The organism is Pseudoalteromonas sp. 1181_04, from assembly GCF_052850545.1.
On sequence record NZ_VXCS01000007.1, the window covers coordinates 94198 to 111063 of the forward strand.

General features: G+C 41.5%; 16 protein-coding genes. 10 read left to right on the plus strand and 6 right to left on the minus strand.

Going from position 1 to position 16866, the window contains the following annotated elements:
• Position 1: 1 nt before the first annotated feature.
• The 5 genes from pdxA (at position 2) to FW757_RS07480 (ending at position 5341) form a co-directional block, all read left to right on the plus strand.
• Positions 2–994 (plus strand): 4-hydroxythreonine-4-phosphate dehydrogenase PdxA, encoded by a 993-nt coding sequence (gene pdxA / locus FW757_RS07460; RefSeq protein WP_446441063.1) that lies wholly within the window; start codon positions 2–4, stop codon positions 992–994.
• Positions 991–1800, plus strand: coding sequence for a 16S rRNA (adenine(1518)-N(6)/adenine(1519)-N(6))-dimethyltransferase RsmA (rsmA, locus tag FW757_RS07465; protein WP_145235444.1), 810 nt, complete (start codon positions 991–993; stop codon positions 1798–1800). The genes pdxA and rsmA overlap by 4 nt, the downstream gene beginning before the upstream one ends.
• Complete coding sequence (apaG, locus tag FW757_RS07470) at positions 1784–2173, plus strand: Co2+/Mg2+ efflux protein ApaG (protein ID WP_145235442.1); 390 nt, start codon at positions 1784–1786, stop codon at positions 2171–2173. The genes rsmA and apaG overlap by 17 nt, the downstream gene beginning before the upstream one ends.
• 203 nt (positions 2174–2376) lie before the next feature.
• Positions 2377–3192: a symmetrical bis(5'-nucleosyl)-tetraphosphatase gene (locus tag FW757_RS07475; RefSeq protein ID WP_182717157.1), complete on the plus strand. Its 816-nt coding sequence runs from the start codon at positions 2377–2379 to the stop codon at positions 3190–3192.
• 133 nt (positions 3193–3325) lie between these two features.
• On the plus strand, positions 3326–5341 hold the full coding sequence (locus tag FW757_RS07480) for a methyl-accepting chemotaxis protein (RefSeq protein ID WP_149982095.1): 2016 nt from the start codon (positions 3326–3328) through the stop codon (positions 5339–5341).
• A gap of 256 nt (positions 5342–5597) precedes the next feature.
• On the opposite strand, the gene gltX is transcribed toward FW757_RS07480, so the two are convergent.
• From gltX to proB, 3 genes are all read right to left on the minus strand, one after another.
• On the minus strand, positions 5598–7082 hold the full coding sequence (gene gltX, locus FW757_RS07485; protein ID WP_182717159.1) for a glutamate--tRNA ligase: 1485 nt from the start codon (positions 7080–7082) through the stop codon (positions 5598–5600).
• 75 nt (positions 7083–7157) lie between these two features.
• Complete coding sequence (locus tag FW757_RS07490) at positions 7158–7517, minus strand: glutaredoxin family protein (RefSeq protein ID WP_145235432.1); 360 nt, start codon at positions 7515–7517, stop codon at positions 7158–7160.
• Between the two features lie 261 nt (positions 7518–7778).
• Entirely contained in the window at positions 7779–8882 is a 1104-nt protein-coding gene (gene proB, locus FW757_RS07495) for a glutamate 5-kinase (protein ID WP_182731793.1), read from the minus strand.
• A 129-nt stretch (positions 8883–9011) separates the two neighbouring features.
• Between proB and FW757_RS07500 the strand changes: the two genes are divergently transcribed.
• A complete protein-coding gene (locus tag FW757_RS07500) occupies positions 9012–9974 on the plus strand; it encodes a DMT family transporter (protein WP_182739821.1) in 963 nt (320 codons plus the stop codon).
• Here the strand turns inward: FW757_RS07500 and FW757_RS07505 are convergent.
• Genes FW757_RS07505 through pdsO form a run of 3 tightly spaced genes read right to left on the minus strand, consistent with a single transcriptional unit; the run spans position 9866 to position 13257 of the window.
• Entirely contained in the window at positions 9866–10462 is a 597-nt protein-coding gene (locus FW757_RS07505; protein WP_145235426.1) for a class GN sortase, read from the minus strand. The two genes, FW757_RS07500 and FW757_RS07505, sit on opposite strands and share 109 nt — an antisense overlap.
• The gene (locus FW757_RS07510) at positions 10459–12480 is read right to left on the minus strand and encodes a marine proteobacterial sortase target protein (RefSeq protein ID WP_182739822.1); all 2022 of its coding nucleotides are present in this window, start codon (positions 12478–12480) and stop codon (positions 10459–10461) included. The genes FW757_RS07505 and FW757_RS07510 overlap by 4 nt, the downstream gene beginning before the upstream one ends.
• Positions 12481–12519: 39 nt before the next feature.
• Positions 12520–13257 (minus strand): sortase-associated OmpA-like protein PdsO, encoded by a 738-nt coding sequence (gene pdsO / locus FW757_RS07515; RefSeq protein ID WP_182739823.1) that lies wholly within the window; start codon positions 13255–13257, stop codon positions 12520–12522.
• Between the two features lie 224 nt (positions 13258–13481).
• On the opposite strand from pdsO, the gene pdsR reads away from it, so the two are divergent.
• The 4 genes from pdsR (at position 13482) to FW757_RS07535 (ending at position 16848) form a co-directional block, all read left to right on the plus strand.
• A complete protein-coding gene (gene pdsR / locus FW757_RS07520; RefSeq protein WP_145235419.1) occupies positions 13482–14171 on the plus strand; it encodes a proteobacterial dedicated sortase system response regulator in 690 nt (229 codons plus the stop codon).
• Positions 14171–16303 carry a proteobacterial dedicated sortase system histidine kinase gene (gene pdsS / locus FW757_RS07525; RefSeq protein WP_182717163.1) on the plus strand — a complete coding sequence of 711 codons (2133 nt, stop codon included), beginning with the start codon at positions 14171–14173 and terminating at the stop codon, positions 16301–16303. The genes pdsR and pdsS overlap by 1 nt, the downstream gene beginning before the upstream one ends.
• 102 nt (positions 16304–16405) lie before the next feature.
• Complete coding sequence (locus FW757_RS07530; protein ID WP_179959192.1) at positions 16406–16564, plus strand: hypothetical protein; 159 nt, start codon at positions 16406–16408, stop codon at positions 16562–16564.
• A gap of 50 nt (positions 16565–16614) precedes the next feature.
• On the plus strand, positions 16615–16848 hold the full coding sequence (locus tag FW757_RS07535; protein ID WP_145235415.1) for a hypothetical protein: 234 nt from the start codon (positions 16615–16617) through the stop codon (positions 16846–16848).
• The last annotated feature ends 18 nt before the right edge of the window (positions 16849–16866 follow it).

Consider the following 16866-nt stretch of genomic DNA (forward strand, 5'->3'; position numbering starts at 1 on the left):
AATGATTCTACGTATTGCAATTACTCCCGGCGAACCTGCCGGGATCGGCCCAGATTTACTGTTGCAACTTGCACAGCATGATTGGCCTGCGCAGCTGGTTGTGATTGCTGATAAGCAGTTATTACAACAGCGAGCCAAACAGCTTGGTTTAACAATCAATTTAATTCCATTTGATGAAAACGCAGCAGCAGTAATCGCTCCAGCAGGGAGTGTCTATCTGCACCAAGTTGATTTAGGTGCCGAAGTTGAAATGGGTGTATTAAATGATGCCAACGGCCAATACGTACTCGATACTTTACGTATCGCGTGCGAAAAAAATATGAATGGTACGTTTGCTGCGGTTGTAACTGGCCCTGTTAATAAAGGTATTATCAATAAAGCTGGTATTTCATTTAGCGGCCATACCGAATACTTTGCCCAGCAATCAAACACCCCTGATGTGGTGATGTTGTTAGCTACTGAAGGCTTAAGAGTTGCACTAGTGACCACGCACATCCCACTAGCTTATGTATCACGTGCTATTACAAGTGAGCGTTTAAGTAAAGTTGCGGGTATTTTAAACCATGATTTACAAACTAAATTTGGTATCGAAAAACCACGTATTTTAGTCTGTGGGCTTAACCCTCATGCGGGTGAAGATGGCCATTTAGGGCGTGAAGAAATTGACACCATCACCCCAACCATTGAACAGCTAAATAGTGAAGGTATGAATTTAATCGGGCCATTGCCTGCTGATACCTTGTTCCAAGACAAATATCTATCACAAGCTGATGCTGTGCTGGCAATGTATCACGATCAAGGTTTACCTGTGCTAAAATACAAAGGTTTTGGCAAATCGGTTAATATCACCCTTGGTTTGCCGTTTATACGCACCTCAGTTGATCACGGTACGGCGCTCGATTTAGCCGGTACTGGTGATGCTGATGTTGGTAGTTTTGAATTAGCGATCCGCGAAGCAATTAAGCTCGCCCATGAAAAAGCACAAAATCAATGACAGATAAAGTACATTTAGGACACCGCGCCCGCAAACGTTTTGGGCAAAACTTTTTATGTGATGAGATGATCATCGATAAAATCGTCACCGCGATTGATCCTAAACCTGAAGATAATTTAGTTGAAATCGGTCCTGGTCTAGGTGCTATCACTGAACCGGTAAGTGAGCTAAGTGGCCACTTAACGGTTGTTGAGCTAGATAAAGATTTAGCCCAGCGCTTAACTGAGCATCCTTTTTTAGGGCCTAAGCTTACTGTGCATCAAGGTGATGCAATGAAATTTGATTTTTCAAGTTTGATCAAAGCTGACCGCAACAAACTAAAAGTGTTTGGTAATTTACCGTACAATATTTCAACACCGTTACTGTTCCATTTATTCGAGTTTGCCGACAACATTGAGCATATGCATTTTATGCTACAAAAAGAAGTGGTAAAACGCATGGTAGCAGGACCTGGTAGTAAAACATTTGGTCGCTTGAGTGTAATGACACAGTATTACTGTAATGCAATGCCTGTCATCGAAGTACCACCAGAGTGTTTTAAACCAGCACCGAAAGTTGATTCTGCCGTTATTCGTTTAATACCGAAAAAGCCAGAGCAACGTACAGCAAAAAGTACTAAAATTCTTAACACTGTGTGTTTAGAGGCCTTTAATCAGCGCCGCAAAACACTGCGCAACAGCTTAGCTAATTTACTCACCGCAGATGAATTAACTAGCATTGGTATAGATATCACGTTGCGTGCTGAAAGCCTTTCGTTACAACAATTTATTGATATAGCTAATTGGATTTATGACAACAAGCAGTAATTTGGGCTCACCCATCAAAGTATCGGTAGAAACATTTTATGTTGAGGGTCAATCACAACCTGAACTTGATAAATATGTATTTGCTTATTCCGTTACCATTAAAAATCACAGTCTATGCAGCGCAAAGTTAATTAGCCGCTATTGGTTGATCACTGATGCAAATGGTAAAGAAATCGAAGTACAAGGTGAAGGCGTAGTCGGTGAAAAACCAACTATTGGTCCTGGTGAAAGCTATAAATATACCAGTGGTGCAGTGCTAGATACTCCCGTAGGAACGATGCAAGGTTATTACACCTTGAAGAATGAGTTCGGTACAGAGTTTGATGCACCTATTAATGTTTTTCGTTTATCACTGCCTAATATTTTACATTAAATAACCTGAAATCGGGTTAAGATATTTATTAACGCATTGATTTAATGATATAACTAGCCTTTAAGCTGTCCTGTCGGAGATTTTCAGAGATAACAAGGCGAATTTACGCGTCAATAGCTGGCCTATTGCAAGTAGATTCAACGCAGTTATCGTTGAAAATAGCCACAGGAGATAGATTTATTCTCCCGAATTTAGGTTAAATAATGGCAAATTATGCGATAGGTGATCTACAAGGTTGTTATAAAGAATTTCAAGCTTTGTTGCTGCAAGTTGACTTCAACCCAAGCAAAGATCACCTTTATTTAGTGGGCGATATTGTCGCCCGCGGCCCCGACTCACTTGCCTGCCTAGATTATATATATACACATCAAGATAGCATCACCGTTACCTTGGGTAATCACGACTTACACCTGATTGCCAATTACATGTTAGATAAACCCGCTAATCCTAAAGACAAGCTCACCGCCCTGCTTGATTCCACAAAGCTACCTGCTTATATAGCCATGTTACAGCAGCAACCACTTGCTTTATGGCTTGAAAAAGAACAGGTATTTATTAGCCACGCCGGCCTCAACCCTGCATGGTCAATTGAACAGGCTCTACAACATGCACAATTTGCTGAATCCTGCTATCAAGGTGAGAATGCGCGCGATTTTTTCAAACATATGTATGAGCAGCATCCTAGCCTTTGGAGTGAACAACTCAATGACTTTGAGCGGTTTCGTTATATTGTAAATTACTTTACTCGAATGCGATTTTTAACTCTTGATGAACAATTAGAGTTAAGCTATAAAGGTGGTATTGCTAACGCTACTGCAATGATCCCTTGGTTCAAGCACCCAAAATTTACAACTTTTAAACAACATATTGTTTTTGGTCATTGGGCTGCTCTTGAAGGTGTAACCGATCATGAAAATATCTACGCTTTAGACACTGGTTGTGTGTGGGGTGGAGCTATGACCTTGCTAGAATTAAAAAACAAACAATTATTCAGCATTAATTCAGCTAATTCTATCTAAATAACCTGAAAAAAAACTCATCTTCTGTTAGATTTAAAGTTATAAATGTTAAAAGTAATTAAATTTAATTACTTAACTTATCCGCAATAAAGCCGATAAAGTCTAATTGCTACTCTCTTTATGGAATTTTTATATGAACTTAACTGTCAGCCAGCGTATTTGGGGTGGTTTTATTTGTATCACCTTATTACTTCTTTTAATTGGGGGTAATTCACTGTTCAGAATCGCAAATATTAATAATTCAGCGCAGCAAGTAAATCAATTATCATTGCCTGCACTGGAACAAAGTTCTGAACTTCAGGTTGAGTTTATCTTAATGAGTAAAGCTGCCCAAGCAAGCTTTTATACCACTTCAGCTGCAGAGCTTGCGCCAATTGAAAAATCAGTGTTCGAACAAAAACAACGCTTTGATAAATCTTACTCGCAATTACGACAAGTTGTCAGTGACAATGCTCAACTAAATCAAAGTAGTCAAAGCGTGGAACGAACTTACAAAAGTTTTATTAAATTAGTAGAAGATTTATTAAAAGATAAAAAAACTCAATTAGAACTCAATAAATCATTACGAGCACAGTTAGAAACTATTGAGCTTGCTGCAGAAGATGCTAACTCTGTGGTTTTGGATATTATCGATATTGATGGTTTAGAAAGCAGTGATAGCAGAGCCTATCAAGCAGCTAATAAATTAGAAAATAACTTTTTATCTTTGGTGACTAACAGCACTGACATGCTGACAGTTAAAACCCAAAATACCTTAGATATCGTCAAAAATGAGCAGCTTTATTATTTAGAAGAAATTGAGCGTAGTTTAAAGCTACTCAAACCGGTTGTTGAAGCCGCTGAGCCAGGTTTATACAACGATCTAAACAACTACTTTGTCTCTATTCGCGATAACATTCTCGGCAACAATAGTATTTCAGCTAATAAAAAGCGTTTAATTGATGTGATCGCAATGACTGAAACGGAACTTACTGAGGCAGAGCAAGCTACGGCAACTGCATTAAAACAACTCAACGAGTTAGTCGCTCAAGCGAGTAATGTTGCTTTTGAATTACAAAAAGAAGTTAGGATCGACGTCGACTCAGCCAACTTATGGACTTGGGTTGGTATGATAAGTGCTACCTTACTAGCTATAATAGTGGCTTATATAACAGTTAATCGCATTACTAAACCACTTGCAGAAGTTAACCGCATTCTTGATATTGTTGCTAGTGGCGATATGACACAACGTCTTGATGATACGGCTAAAGATGAATTTGGTGAGCTATCGCGTAGTTGTAATACACTTATCGCCAGCTTACGCAGCTTGATCAAAGGCATTATATCTCGTTCCACACAACTTGCCGCAGCCTCAGAAGAAACGTCTGCTATTACCGGTGAATCAAGCCAAGCAATCCGTAATCAACAAGCTCAGGTAGAGCAAGCTGCAACAGCGACAACGGAAATGAGCAGTACCTCGCAAACAGTAAGCAATAGCGCACAACAGGCACTTAAAGAAATCAAAAATGCCGATAAAGAAGCTGAACGTGTTAAGGGGATTTCTAGCCAGAATAAATCGACCATTGAGCAGCTAGCTCGTGAAGTTGAATCAGCCTCACTAGTCATTAATAAGCTTCATCAAGATAGCGCCTCGATTGGTAGTATTCTTGATGTTATTCGTGGTATCGCGGATCAAACTAACTTACTAGCACTTAATGCAGCTATTGAAGCAGCACGTGCCGGTGAACAAGGTCGTGGTTTTGCCGTTGTTGCTGATGAGGTTCGTTCATTGGCTAGTAAAACACAAGCCTCGACTCAAGAAATTCAAGCCATGATAGAATCATTGCAAACAGGCGCGGAAGCAGCCGTGACTGCAATGTCTAAAGGCAAGCAACAAGCTGATTCTTGTGTTGAACAATCAGACCTAGCCAACGCAGCACTGGATTCAATCACCTCAGCGGTTGCTTTAGCACATGATGTGAGTGAAGAAATATCGACCGCAGCACAAGAGCAACAACAAGTCTCACAAGAGATCAGCGAGCGCCTTGAGTCTATCGTAGCCATTGCTGAACAAACCGCTGAAGGAGCTAATCAGACTAATATATCAAGCTCTGAGGTCGCTAAACTTGCCGAAGAGTTACGCTTGTCTGTAGATGAGTTCAAAGTCTAGGGCAAAGCAAATTAAAACAACAAAGCCGTGTTGATTTAAAAAACGGCTTTTTTTTCGAAAAAATAAACCACCGATACCCCACTTTTCACTGCTGAGCTAACAAATTGCGTGAGAACAGCCAACTGTTATAATTTCATCGTCCACACACTAGCTTTGCTTGTTGGCAATACTCCATTATTTTTCCACAAAAAAGCCGAACTCCACGTTAATAAAGTTCGGCTTTTAATGATCATCAAGCTTAGCTAGATTACTTTACCTATGCAGCAGGATACTCGCGATACGCACGCTCAATATTCTTCGCTTGCTTTTTAGAGATACCTAAATGCGCAAGTGCTACACGTAAACGTGCGCGCGATAGATCTGAGCCTAATATTTCCATTGCATCAAGTACTGATGTTGAAGACGTTTTGCCAGTAATAGCGACAAATATCGGCTCTAAAAAGTCTTTAATCTTCAGCTCATGGAAAGTAGACACCGCTTTAGCTATAGCAAATATTGCTGATTTTTCCCAGCTTCGTAAGCCCTCAAGCTCCCAGATAAAGAACTGTAAAGCTTGGCGAATTACATCTTCATCGGCTTTACCAGCGGTCAGTAACGCAGGGTCGTAAGTTGGAATGCCACCGACAAAATGACCGGCTAAATCAACCATATCTGATAGGGTATTAATGCGGGCTTTCGCCTCTGGTAATACTTTAGCAAGCATTGCCCCATTAAACTTCCAATCTACAAAGCGCTGAATTAGCTCTTCGTTGCTGAAGTTTTCGCGGATCCACATGCCGTTTAACCAGCTTAGTTTATCAACGTCAAATACTGGGCCACCGAGTGATACACGCTTCATATCAAAATGTTCAATCATTTCAGCAAGCGTGAACTTTTCACGCTCATCCGGCATTGACCAGCCCATGCGTCCAAGGTAGTTAAGTACCGCTTCAGGTAAGTAACCCATTTCTTTATAGTAATTAATAGAAGTTGGATTTTTACGCTTAGAAAGCTTTGACTTATCTGGATTACGTAATAGTGGTAAGTGACCAAGCACCGGTGCTTGCCAACCAAAATCTTCATATAATTTTAACAGCTTAGGCGCAGAGTTGATCCACTCCTCACCACGGAAAATATGGCTAATTTCCATATGGTGGTCATCAACCACATTTGCTAAAAAGTACGTTGGGAAACCATCGGCTTTAAGTAACACTTGCATATCAACGTTTTCCCACGGGATCTCAATTTCACCACGTAAGTAATCGTTAAATTTAAAGGTACCTTCGCTTGGAATATTCATACGTATCACGTAAGGCTTACCGGCAGCTAAGTTGGCTTTAATTTCGTCATCAGTAAGGTTTAAACCACGGCCATCGTATTTAGGACGCAGGCCTTCAGCCATTTGCTCTTCACGCATTTGGTCCAACTCTTCGCTGGTTGCAAAACAATAAAATGCTTTGCCATCATCAACTAACTGATGCGCATATTTTTTATATAAATCGCTACGCTCTGATTGACGATAAGGACCAAACTCACCACCGACATCAGGACCATGATCCCATTCAAGCCCTAACCAACGAAGACTATCCATAATCGCTTGTTCTGATTCTGAAGTGCTACGTACTTGGTCTGTGTCTTCAATACGAAGTACAAATTCGCCACCTTGCTGCTTAGCAAAACAGTAATTAAATAAGGCGATATAAGCGGTACCAAGATGCGGGTCACCGGTTGGTGACGGCGCAACACGTGTACGAATTGTCATGGTTATGTTCTCTTTCAATGGACAATAAAATATGCGCTAAATGCTAACACAGCAAATGCGCTTGAAAAATGAATATTAAGCTGCAGCTTTATTTAAGTAAGCAATGATATCGTTTGATTCATATAACCAAGTGACTTGGTTATCTTTTTCGATACGTAGACACGGTACTTTTATTTTTCCGCCTTGTTCGAGCAATTCTTGACGATACTGTTCATTACTTTTCGCGTCGCGCGTTTCAACTTTTAACCCTTCGCGTTTAATTGCACGGCGCACTTTTACGCAGAATGGGCAAGCTTTGAATTGATATAGTTTAAATTGTGCAGTGAGTTGATCAAGCTGAGCTTGCTCTCCCGCAGGACGTTTTTTACTACGTGGTGTAAAAACAAAATCAAAAAATAAGATCAAACTACCTAATAACCAACGAACTAATTTCATCAACTGGGCCCTGTTTACAACAATTTAAGGGCACAGATTTTAGCACAGAATATAAAGCTAAAATAGCATCAAAGAACGCGAATCCATCTCCTAAAAGGTAAAGCAATCCACGTTATTTTAAAAATATAAAGCAAAACTCAATACCGCAGTGAAAAGGCCGGCATCAAAGAATAAAAGCTTGAGTCTTGCTGTATTATTAAACTATTCATTTATATCCTCAAGGGATGACTTTAATGTTTTACAATGTAGTAGCTTGATAATCTAAAACAACACCAAATCATCTCGATGGATCACTTCACTACCGCAATCAAAAGCTAGTAACTTAGCTATTTCACTTGAATGACAACCTTTAATAGTATCGGTTTCTGCTTTACTAAAACGTACTAATCCACGGGCCACTAATTGTTGATCGCTGGTGACTAAATCAATCAAATCGCCACGTTCAAACTGCCCGCGCACACCGCGTACGCCTTTGGCTAATAAACTAGCGCCTTGTTGCTGTAAAGCATTTACTGCGCCATCATCAATCACTATTTGGCCACTACTTTTAGGTCCAGCTAACAGCCATTTTTTACGGCCATCTCTTGGCGCTGTTAGCTTTACAAAGCGTGTTCCTGGTAACTGTTCGCTCATACAATTAAGGATCACATTTTTACCAGCACCTTTGGCTATGATCACTTCCACCCCGGCTCGACGAGCGATATCAGCGGCTTGCAATTTCGTTGCCATACCACCAGTGCCTAGACTAGTTCCACTGCCACCAGCAAGCTGGCGTAACTCATCATCAATATGTGCCACTTCGTCAATTAATTGCGCATTAACATCAGTACGTGGATCACTGGTAAATAAACCTTCTTGGTCGGTTAGTAATAATAATTTGTCGGCATTAGCTAATATAGCGACCAGTGCTGAGAGGTTGTCGTTATCACCTACTTTAATTTCAGCAGTTGCGACCGCATCATTTTCATTAATGATTGGCACCACGTCATAACTTAATAATGCAGTTAAAGTATCGCGGGCATTGAGGTAGCGTTCTCGGTCATCAACGTCAGCGCGAGTCAGTAGCATTTGCCCTACATTCACGCCATATAAAGCAAATAAGCTTTGCCAAATGTGGATAAGCTGACCTTGACCAATCGCGGCAAGCATCTGTTTATCAATCAAAGAACGACCGCAGGGTTTTAATAGTTGCTCTCGGCCAGCAGCCACCGCGCCACTTGATACCAGCACAACTTGATGACCTTGCTTTTTTAATTCACAACATTGGCGAACTAATTCAACCATGTGTGCTTTGTCGAGTTTATCGGTTCCACCAGTGAGTACACTCGTTCCCAGCTTAACCACTATTACCTGTGCCCTTTGCATGCTTTTTACTACACAAAAATATTGAAGGATTTATTTATACCAGTTATCGATTTTTGAACAAGTTAAAAATATTCAATCACGGTGCTGACGTGCTAGGATCGTGTTTTAATTCACTTTAAAGCGACCTTCATGCCAGCCAGTTTATGTTTAATAATCGCCACCTTTTTATGGGGCAGTTCTTTTATCGCGCTAAAATACGCGATCGCCATTTATGACCCTGCACTGGTGATTTTTTTACGCATGTTAACCACCTTAGCCATGGCATTGTGCTTATGGCGTTACGTTATTCGCTTTAAATATCATCAAGGTGACTGGAAATATCTGGTGGGGATGTCGCTGGCTGAGCCCTGTTTGTATTTTTTATTTGAAGGCCATGCGATGGAATATACTTCAGCTTCTCAAGCGGGAGTTATTGTATCGTGCTTACCGATTATCGTAGCACTTTTAGCGTTTTTTATGCTCAAAGAGTACATTAGTAAGGCCATTGTTATTGGTTTCACTTTTTGTATTGGCGGCAGTATCTTATTAACTTTAATGTCGCCAAGCTCAGAGCAGGCTCCCAATCCATTGCTGGGTAACTTTTTGGAGTTAATGGCAATGGTCTGCGCTGCATTTTATACTATTTCAGTTAAACATTTAGTTGCTCGCTACTCACCATTAACCTTAATTGCACTGCAAGGTTTTAGCGGTAGTCTGTTCTTTGCGCCATTTTTACTGTTTATTGATTTACCCAGTGAAAATCAACACGACCTTGGCGCATTATTAAGTATTTTATATTTAGGCTCTTGCGTCACCTTAGGCGGCTATGGTTTGTATAATTACGCAATTAGTAAGGTGTCGGTGCTCACTGCCGCAGCCTATTCAAATTTAATACCGATTTTCACCCTAATATTATCAGCAATTATCTTGGGAGAAGTGCTTTCTCTTAGCCAATGGCTCAGCATTGGCGTGGTATTTGTAGGTGTAATGATAAGTCAGCGTCATCAAGAATTGGTAGTAGACATAGATAATACCGATGCAGGTGATGGCAATTTATCGGCAGAGACTAATAATCGTAATTCAGTCCCGGAGGCTAAAGAGTCAAACGGATAACAGGTTAATAAATACAAGCCTTTATGCGCTAAAAAATCGTACTGGGACTGATGAATAACCGCAATCCCACGCACTCGATAGCGATCAATTTGGCCATTTTGCGTTTGTAAGCTAAATTGCTCACCTACATTCACTTTTTGTAAGAAAGCAAAGTGAGTGTCATTATGTCCAGCAATTAACACGCCTGCTTGCTCAGAGCCTAGCTCTGCACTAGCTAAAAAGTGACTCGGAGCAAACGCTAAGTTACGGCCACTGGCTCCTGCTAATATTGTTAAGGTTTGCTTTTGGCTTGGCCAATTCAGTTGTGCAGTTACATAACTATCAGCATAGAACCAGGGTTTAACTTGTTGCTCTGGCGTTGTCAGTGCCACTTGCCAAGCCTGCTCTATAAGGTGTTGTGCCAGCCACGCTTTAGCTTGCATATAACTACCATGACCAAGCAACGCCAAGCCAACAATCAACAATATAGCGCCAATCACTGCTTTCATTTTTTCAGTCTCAACACTGCAAATCCAGCCAACAGCATGCAACCGAGTAAAATATGTAGTCTGCTTTGCCCATCAGTTTGTGGCAAACTCATTGCTAGACCCTGAGGTCGTTGATTAACCACTTGCACATTCTGCTCAGCAACAGTGCTCGATGGTGTCTGTTCAATCGCTACAAAGGCGGTAAACGGACTAAGTAATTGATGTTCAAGCGCTAGACTCTCAACCTGTGCTTTAACCTGCTCTTGCTCGTTATAAAGTAATAATGATTTAATTTTTTGCCGTGCCCACAACCTTGCAATTCCATGAGCCGGTCGCCCTTGTTGTGTATTTAACTTTATCGACAACGGTCCTTGCGCCGTTTGCCCCGCTAAAGTAACGCCGGCATTATTATCAAGCTTTATAGCAACCATCACCGGCTCTGAAAAATACAGGTCGGGTAACGGCGATGGCCAATATTCAAGAGCTTGATTTGCCAAATCACTGCTAAGCGCAAGTTGAGTAATTGCAGGATGAGCTAACTTATCAAATAGTTGCTGCATTTTTGGTTGCACGTCACTACTGCTGCCAATATAAGTAAACGTTCCGCGCCCAACATCTGCAGCTCGACGCATAAAGTAACTATTAGGCGCACTACCGATACCAATCGTAAACAAACGACTATCACCTAGTTGCGCACTAATATGTTTAAACAATGCATCTTCATTACTGACACTGCCATCGGTTAAAAATACCACTTGACGCACATACCCTAGATGCTCACGAGCATCTAGTACACCATCTAATGCCCCTTTAATATCAGTGCCGCCATCAGCTTGTAAATTATATACAAAGCGCTCAGCACGGCGTAAATTAAAATCATTAGCCGGCACAGGTTTATCGCTCATAGGCATAATTTGATCGTCAAAGCCGACAATATTAAAGCTGTCGTTACTATCAAGTAACGATAACGCATAATGAAGTGCACTTTTGGCTTGCTCCATTGACTGTCCGTGCATAGAGCCGGAAGTGTCGACTACAAAAATCATTTCTCTTGCTAGACGCTGAGTCTGCGTAAAATGATCATCCGGCGGCAGCAACATTAATAATCCATAACGCTCACCATTACTGAGCTGCTCAGTAAAAAATGCGGCTTGCGCTTGCTCTTTTTGCAGCGGTTTAAACTCCAGTAAAAAATCACGATTCACGGCACGTTGTTCATTTAAAGTAACTTGATACTGACCAAATGCCAGATTTTCGGTATTAATACGATGATATTTAGACTGAATATCCACCAGCTCTAGGCCAACATCAATATTAACCGTTAGCTTAAACTCGCCTTGAACCGCGCCTGCATTTTTAGTGGCCATGTAAATCGGTGCTATCCACCCCGTGGCAGCAATACTCGCTGATGATAACTCATTACTCTGCGAGTCAATCATATCCTCTGCTGTTTCATTTAATACCCCATTAATCGGATGGTAACGCGGCGTTATCGTGGTTGGAAATCGTAGTGCAAATGTACCACTGCGATAATCAATCACTTCTTGATATTGCAGCTCTATTTGTACTTCTTCGCCGGGGCCGATGTTTGCCACATTAGTGACAAACATGTTTGCACGCTGCTGGCGCACTAAAGCGGCTTGTTTACCCGCTTTTTGCGCCTGTTGAAAACGCAGCTCGGCTTGTGCTTTTTTATCAATTTCACCTTTGATCACTCGCTCACCAATGTGCATAGTCATGGCATGAACCGCACTTTCATCGGGCAGCGGAAAGACATAGCGTGCATTAACAGCAAACGGGTTTTCATTGCGATAATGTTGAGTTACCACGACATGGTTTATCAATCCGGTGACTGTCATGGTGGCATCACTTTTTAAGATAACGCCAGGCGCTGCCTTTGCACCATTGCTGTCGAACATAGTTAGTTCTGGCGATGTGCTGGCGTTACTCGCACAGCTAACAAACGCGATGAAGGTAAAAAGGCTTCCCCGTAACCATAAATGGCTACGGGTCAGCACTTTGCTTGGTTTACTCAACATAAAAATCACTCCCTTGGCGGCTACTTGGCAAAATGGCGATTAGTTACTCGCGGTTTGGTTATACGGCTGCGTGCTTGGACGAGTTGTTAACGTTACACGGCGGTCAAACATGTTTTCTTCATAATTATCGCTATCTGCCACAGTTTGTTGCTCACCAAATGCGGTAGTCGTTAAGCGGGTATGGCTAATACCTTGCTTTATTAAGTAGCTTTGTACATTTGCGACTCGCTGTTTTGAAAGCGCTAAGTTAGCGAGCTCATCACCACGTTGATCGGCAAAGCCATTTAAATCCAGCTGCAAGTCTGGCTGGCTTTGTAGTAAATTCACTAGTTGATCAAGTTGGCTGGCAAAGTGCGGGGCAATCTCACTTGAACCGGTTTTAAATTGAATGGTCATTGCCATTAGGTTGTGCATTTTGGCTAATGCAAGGCGTTCGTTATTACTCTCAAGCTTATCGAGCTGCTCACTCATTTGCGCATTTTGAGCAAGTACATGCTGGTAATCATCGGTTTTATCTTGCAGCACAACTAAAGCTCGTTGTTGCTCGGCAATTTTATCTTCTGCCACTTCTTGCTCGCCAATCAAGCCTCCGGCAAATGCACCAACAAAGGCACCAATTGGGCCGCCAACAATACTGCCAACAATTGCCCCCGTACTTAAACCTATCACCGTTTCTTTATGAGTTTCTTTTGCTTTAACTGCAACTGTGTCAGCGTGGGCTAAGTTAGGTGCTGCAAAAATAGTAGCGACAGTGCAAGCGATAATCATTTTTTTCATGGTGTAATCCTTTTTTGCTTAATTACTTAATAGTTGGCAACTCATGGGTTGGTAGCTGCCCGATTTGGTATAACGCCATTAAAGCAAGCTCAAGTGGCAACAAAGGGGAGCAAAAAAGGCAAACTGCTGAGCAATTGTGGCAAAAAAATGGCAATTGCTTTTTCGCCAGTGCGAAAGCAAAAAAATTAGGTATAGTGCAACTAGAATATAAGAAGGTGCTGTAAATGAAGAAGATTGCAATTATTGAAGACGAACCCGCGATCCGCGAAAATTACATGGAAATGCTCAGCGCGCAGGGTTATCTGGTCAGCGGCTATAGCAACCGTCAAAGTGCAGAGCATGCTTTTAATGACGCACTACCAGACTTAGCGATTGTCGATATTGGTTTAGGTCATGAAATTGATGGCGGTTTCTTACTATGCCAAACTCTGCGTTCGCTTTCTAAAACCTTGCCGATTATTTTTTTAACCGCCCGCGACAGCGAAATAGATACTGTGTGTGGCCTACGCATGGGCGCTGATGACTATCTCACTAAAGATATCAGCATGGCGCATTTGGCGGCTCGTATCGGTGCACTGTTTCGACGTATGGAAGCACTCGAGCAACCCGCTGATCAAAATGCTTTACTCAATCGCGGCCCGCTCACGCTTGATACTAAACGCATGCAAGTATTTTGGCAGCAGCAAATAGTCGATTTAACCGTAACTGAATTTTGGATGCTGCATTCACTGGCACAGCGCCCTGGGCATGTAAAAAGCCGTAACGAACTAATGAGTGATGCAAAGATTTACGTTGATGACAGCACTATCACTTCTCATGTTAAACGTATTCGCAAAAAATTTATCGCTTTAGATACTGACTTTGATTGTATAGATACCGTTTACGGTATGGGTTATCGCTGGGAGCAAGTGTAATGCTGCGCTTTGGTTTGCGCAGTAAATTTATATTGCTGTCGTGTTTTTTATTTTTACTGCCTTGGCTTGGCTATGAATACGTGTGGGAAATGGAAAAATTTCTGCGCCAAGGTCAAGAAAAAACCTTAGTCGGCACTACCCGAGCACTCGCCACGGCCCTGCATGAGCGCCCAGCATTATTTGACTCGCAAACCAATTTTTTAGATCAGGTTATAAAAGGCCGTGATCTCTACGCCTATAACCTTAGTAACCCCATTCAACTTGATGGCAAACTGTCGGACTGGCAGCCTTATCAAAGTCTTTTTTGGCATTACGACGAGCGCTATTTACAAACTAATAAACCAGACCATCAGCTTGAGGACTTATCGTTTGAGCATATGGTTGGTAAATATGAAAACTTTTTATATGCAGTATTTAAAGTTACCGATGACTCGGTGGTTTATCGCGCTAAAAACACCCTAAGTTTAACCCGTAATGATCACTTACAGATCATGTTAAAAACCCCACAAGGAGAATTTAAGCACTATATTGTTGCCGCTCGCCAAGATGGCTGGATCAACGCATTTGACGCACAAAGCAAAACCCCAATAACAAAAATTCAAGGCTATTTTGTCAGTACAGAGACTGGCTATAACATAGAGTTGCGGTTTCCGCTAACGATGCTTGGCAATAAGCTCGGCTTTGCAATTGAAGATTGGGATCAAGGCAAGCCTGAGCCACAGACTATGTCGACTTCAAACTTACAAAACCCCAATGATATTGGCTCAGTGCTGGTGCCCTCACCTGAAATAAATCGTATATTAAAAGGTATGGGTCACAGCGGCAGCCGAATTTGGGTGGTTGATAATCATCACCGCGTGTTAGCGCAGTCAGGATCAATTCATCATGCCGACGGCGTTTGGGCTGATGGGCTTAACGACCAGCCAGCAAAAACCTGGTGGCAACGATTTGAGAAAAACTACTTACATCCACTTTACTATAAAGTACTTACCCGCCCTGAAAATGAATTTTTAGATACCTTGCACGATGTCGCAGCGATGCAAGGCACACATATAGGTAAAGCACTCAGTGGCACACCAGCATCGTCTTGGCGACTCACTCCAGATAACAAAGCGGTTATTTTATCAGCCGCATATCCTATTTGGATCCAAGATAAGGTCATTGGTGCTGTAGTGGCCGAAGAGACTACCAATGGTGTTCGCACATTACGCAACAAATCGTTAGAGAAACTATTTAATGTGATTTTAGCAGTGATGCTAATAGGCACAGTAACGTTATTCTTTTTTGCATCAAGGATCTCCAGTCGTATTCGTCGCTTAAGAGATACCGCAGAGCAAGCCATTGATGCTCAAGGGCGAGTAACTGGCACTATTAATTACAGCGATTCAAACGATGAAATTGGCGATTTATCTCGCAGTTTTGCAAATATTGTAAGTCGCTTAGGTGGTTACACTAACTATTTAGAAACCATGTCGTCGCGATTATCTCACGAACTCAGAACACCCGTTGCGGTCGTACGTAGTTCCCTTGAAAACTTACAAATGCAGCCACAAAGTGAGCTGAGCCAAAAATACCTTGATCGTGCCAGTGAAGGAGTCGAGCGTTTAGGTAAAATAATCACCACCATGAGCGAAGCAACTCGCCTTGAGCAAAGTATTCAAAGCGCTGAAGCTGAACCGTTTGATTTGCGAAATGTGATCAATGGTTGTATGCAAGGCTACCAGCTAACCTATGCACAGCAACAATTTAGCCTTAATATTTGTCCGCAACCATTACTACTTAACGGCGCGCCTGAGTTTATTGCTCAGTTGCTAGATAAACTAATCAATAATGCCTTAGAGTTTAGTGTTGAAGATAGCGCTATAAGTGTCAGCCTTGATCAACATGATAATGAAGCCCTGCTATGTGTCAGTAATCTAGGTCCACTTTTACCCGAGGGATTAACAGAGCATATTTTTGATTCAATGGTGTCGGTACGTAGTCAACAACTGCAGCAGCAACCACACTTGGGTTTAGGGCTTTATATAGTACGTTTAGTGTGTGAATACCATAAAGGCACAGTTAGCGCGGCTAATAATCAACAAGCTGATGGTGTGACTTTTACCGTTCGACTGCCTATTAATAATAATTAAGGATTACATTTATACACATTTTGTACGGTTAATGTTCACTTACAATTCAGTCGCGCAGACATATGCTTACTACTTAACTAAGTTGATAAGATAGGAGGCAATATGCAAGCGATACTGAAACGTGAAGAAATTGATTTTATTTTTGATTTATACAGCTATGAAGATAGTGATGAGTTAAACAGTAGCGAACCTAACTCTGATACTGAAAAACATGACATAACGCAATCAAAAGTAATTTATCAGCCTAGTTGTTTGACCTAAAAGCGGTTTGCTCATTACAATGGCGCACCTTGTAAAAGTACTGCCTAATAATGAAAACTCATTCTGCTAAAAAAGAACTTATTTTATTACCGATCTTACTGATTGTTATTTTACTGTGTATTGCTGGGCATTTTTTACTACAAGCCAGCTTCCAAGATAGCAATGTTACCGAGTATATGCTTGCTGCGTTACCTTTTGCTATGTTTGGCTTAGTGATTATCGCTTTTAAAATTGCCAGTAACAGTGAAGACAAAGAGCGTGCAGAACAAAGTGATAACGGCTAACGCTTGCACCACACACTC

What these genes read in the sequence shown, in the direction of transcription:
- FW757_RS07480 (WP_149982095.1), top strand. Translation starts at nt 3,326, where the DNA reads ATGAACTTAACTGTCAGCCAGCGTATTTGGGGTGGTTTTATTTGTATC.
- pdxA (WP_446441063.1), top strand. Translation starts at nt 2, where the DNA reads ATGATTCTACGTATTGCAATTACTCCCGGCGAACCTGCCGGGATCGGC.
- apaG (WP_145235442.1), top strand. Translation starts at nt 1,784, where the DNA reads ATGACAACAAGCAGTAATTTGGGCTCACCCATCAAAGTATCGGTAGAA.
- FW757_RS07530 (WP_179959192.1), top strand. Translation starts at nt 16,406, where the DNA reads ATGCAAGCGATACTGAAACGTGAAGAAATTGATTTTATTTTTGATTTA.
- FW757_RS07535 (WP_145235415.1), top strand. Translation starts at nt 16,615, where the DNA reads ATGAAAACTCATTCTGCTAAAAAAGAACTTATTTTATTACCGATCTTA.
- FW757_RS07510 (WP_182739822.1), bottom strand. Translation starts at nt 12,480, where the DNA reads ATGTTGAGTAAACCAAGCAAAGTGCTGACCCGTAGCCATTTATGGTTA.
- FW757_RS07475 (WP_182717157.1), top strand. Translation starts at nt 2,377, where the DNA reads ATGGCAAATTATGCGATAGGTGATCTACAAGGTTGTTATAAAGAATTT.
- pdsO (WP_182739823.1), bottom strand. Translation starts at nt 13,257, where the DNA reads ATGAAAAAAATGATTATCGCTTGCACTGTCGCTACTATTTTTGCAGCA.
- FW757_RS07500 (WP_182739821.1), top strand. Translation starts at nt 9,012, where the DNA reads ATGCCAGCCAGTTTATGTTTAATAATCGCCACCTTTTTATGGGGCAGT.
- pdsS (WP_182717163.1), top strand. Translation starts at nt 14,171, where the DNA reads ATGCTGCGCTTTGGTTTGCGCAGTAAATTTATATTGCTGTCGTGTTTT.
- proB (WP_182731793.1), bottom strand. Translation starts at nt 8,882, where the DNA reads ATGCAAAGGGCACAGGTAATAGTGGTTAAGCTGGGAACGAGTGTACTC.
- gltX (WP_182717159.1), bottom strand. Translation starts at nt 7,082, where the DNA reads ATGACAATTCGTACACGTGTTGCGCCGTCACCAACCGGTGACCCGCAT.
- FW757_RS07490 (WP_145235432.1), bottom strand. Translation starts at nt 7,517, where the DNA reads ATGAAATTAGTTCGTTGGTTATTAGGTAGTTTGATCTTATTTTTTGAT.
- rsmA (WP_145235444.1), top strand. Translation starts at nt 991, where the DNA reads ATGACAGATAAAGTACATTTAGGACACCGCGCCCGCAAACGTTTTGGG.
- pdsR (WP_145235419.1), top strand. Translation starts at nt 13,482, where the DNA reads ATGAAGAAGATTGCAATTATTGAAGACGAACCCGCGATCCGCGAAAAT.
- FW757_RS07505 (WP_145235426.1), bottom strand. Translation starts at nt 10,462, where the DNA reads ATGAAAGCAGTGATTGGCGCTATATTGTTGATTGTTGGCTTGGCGTTG.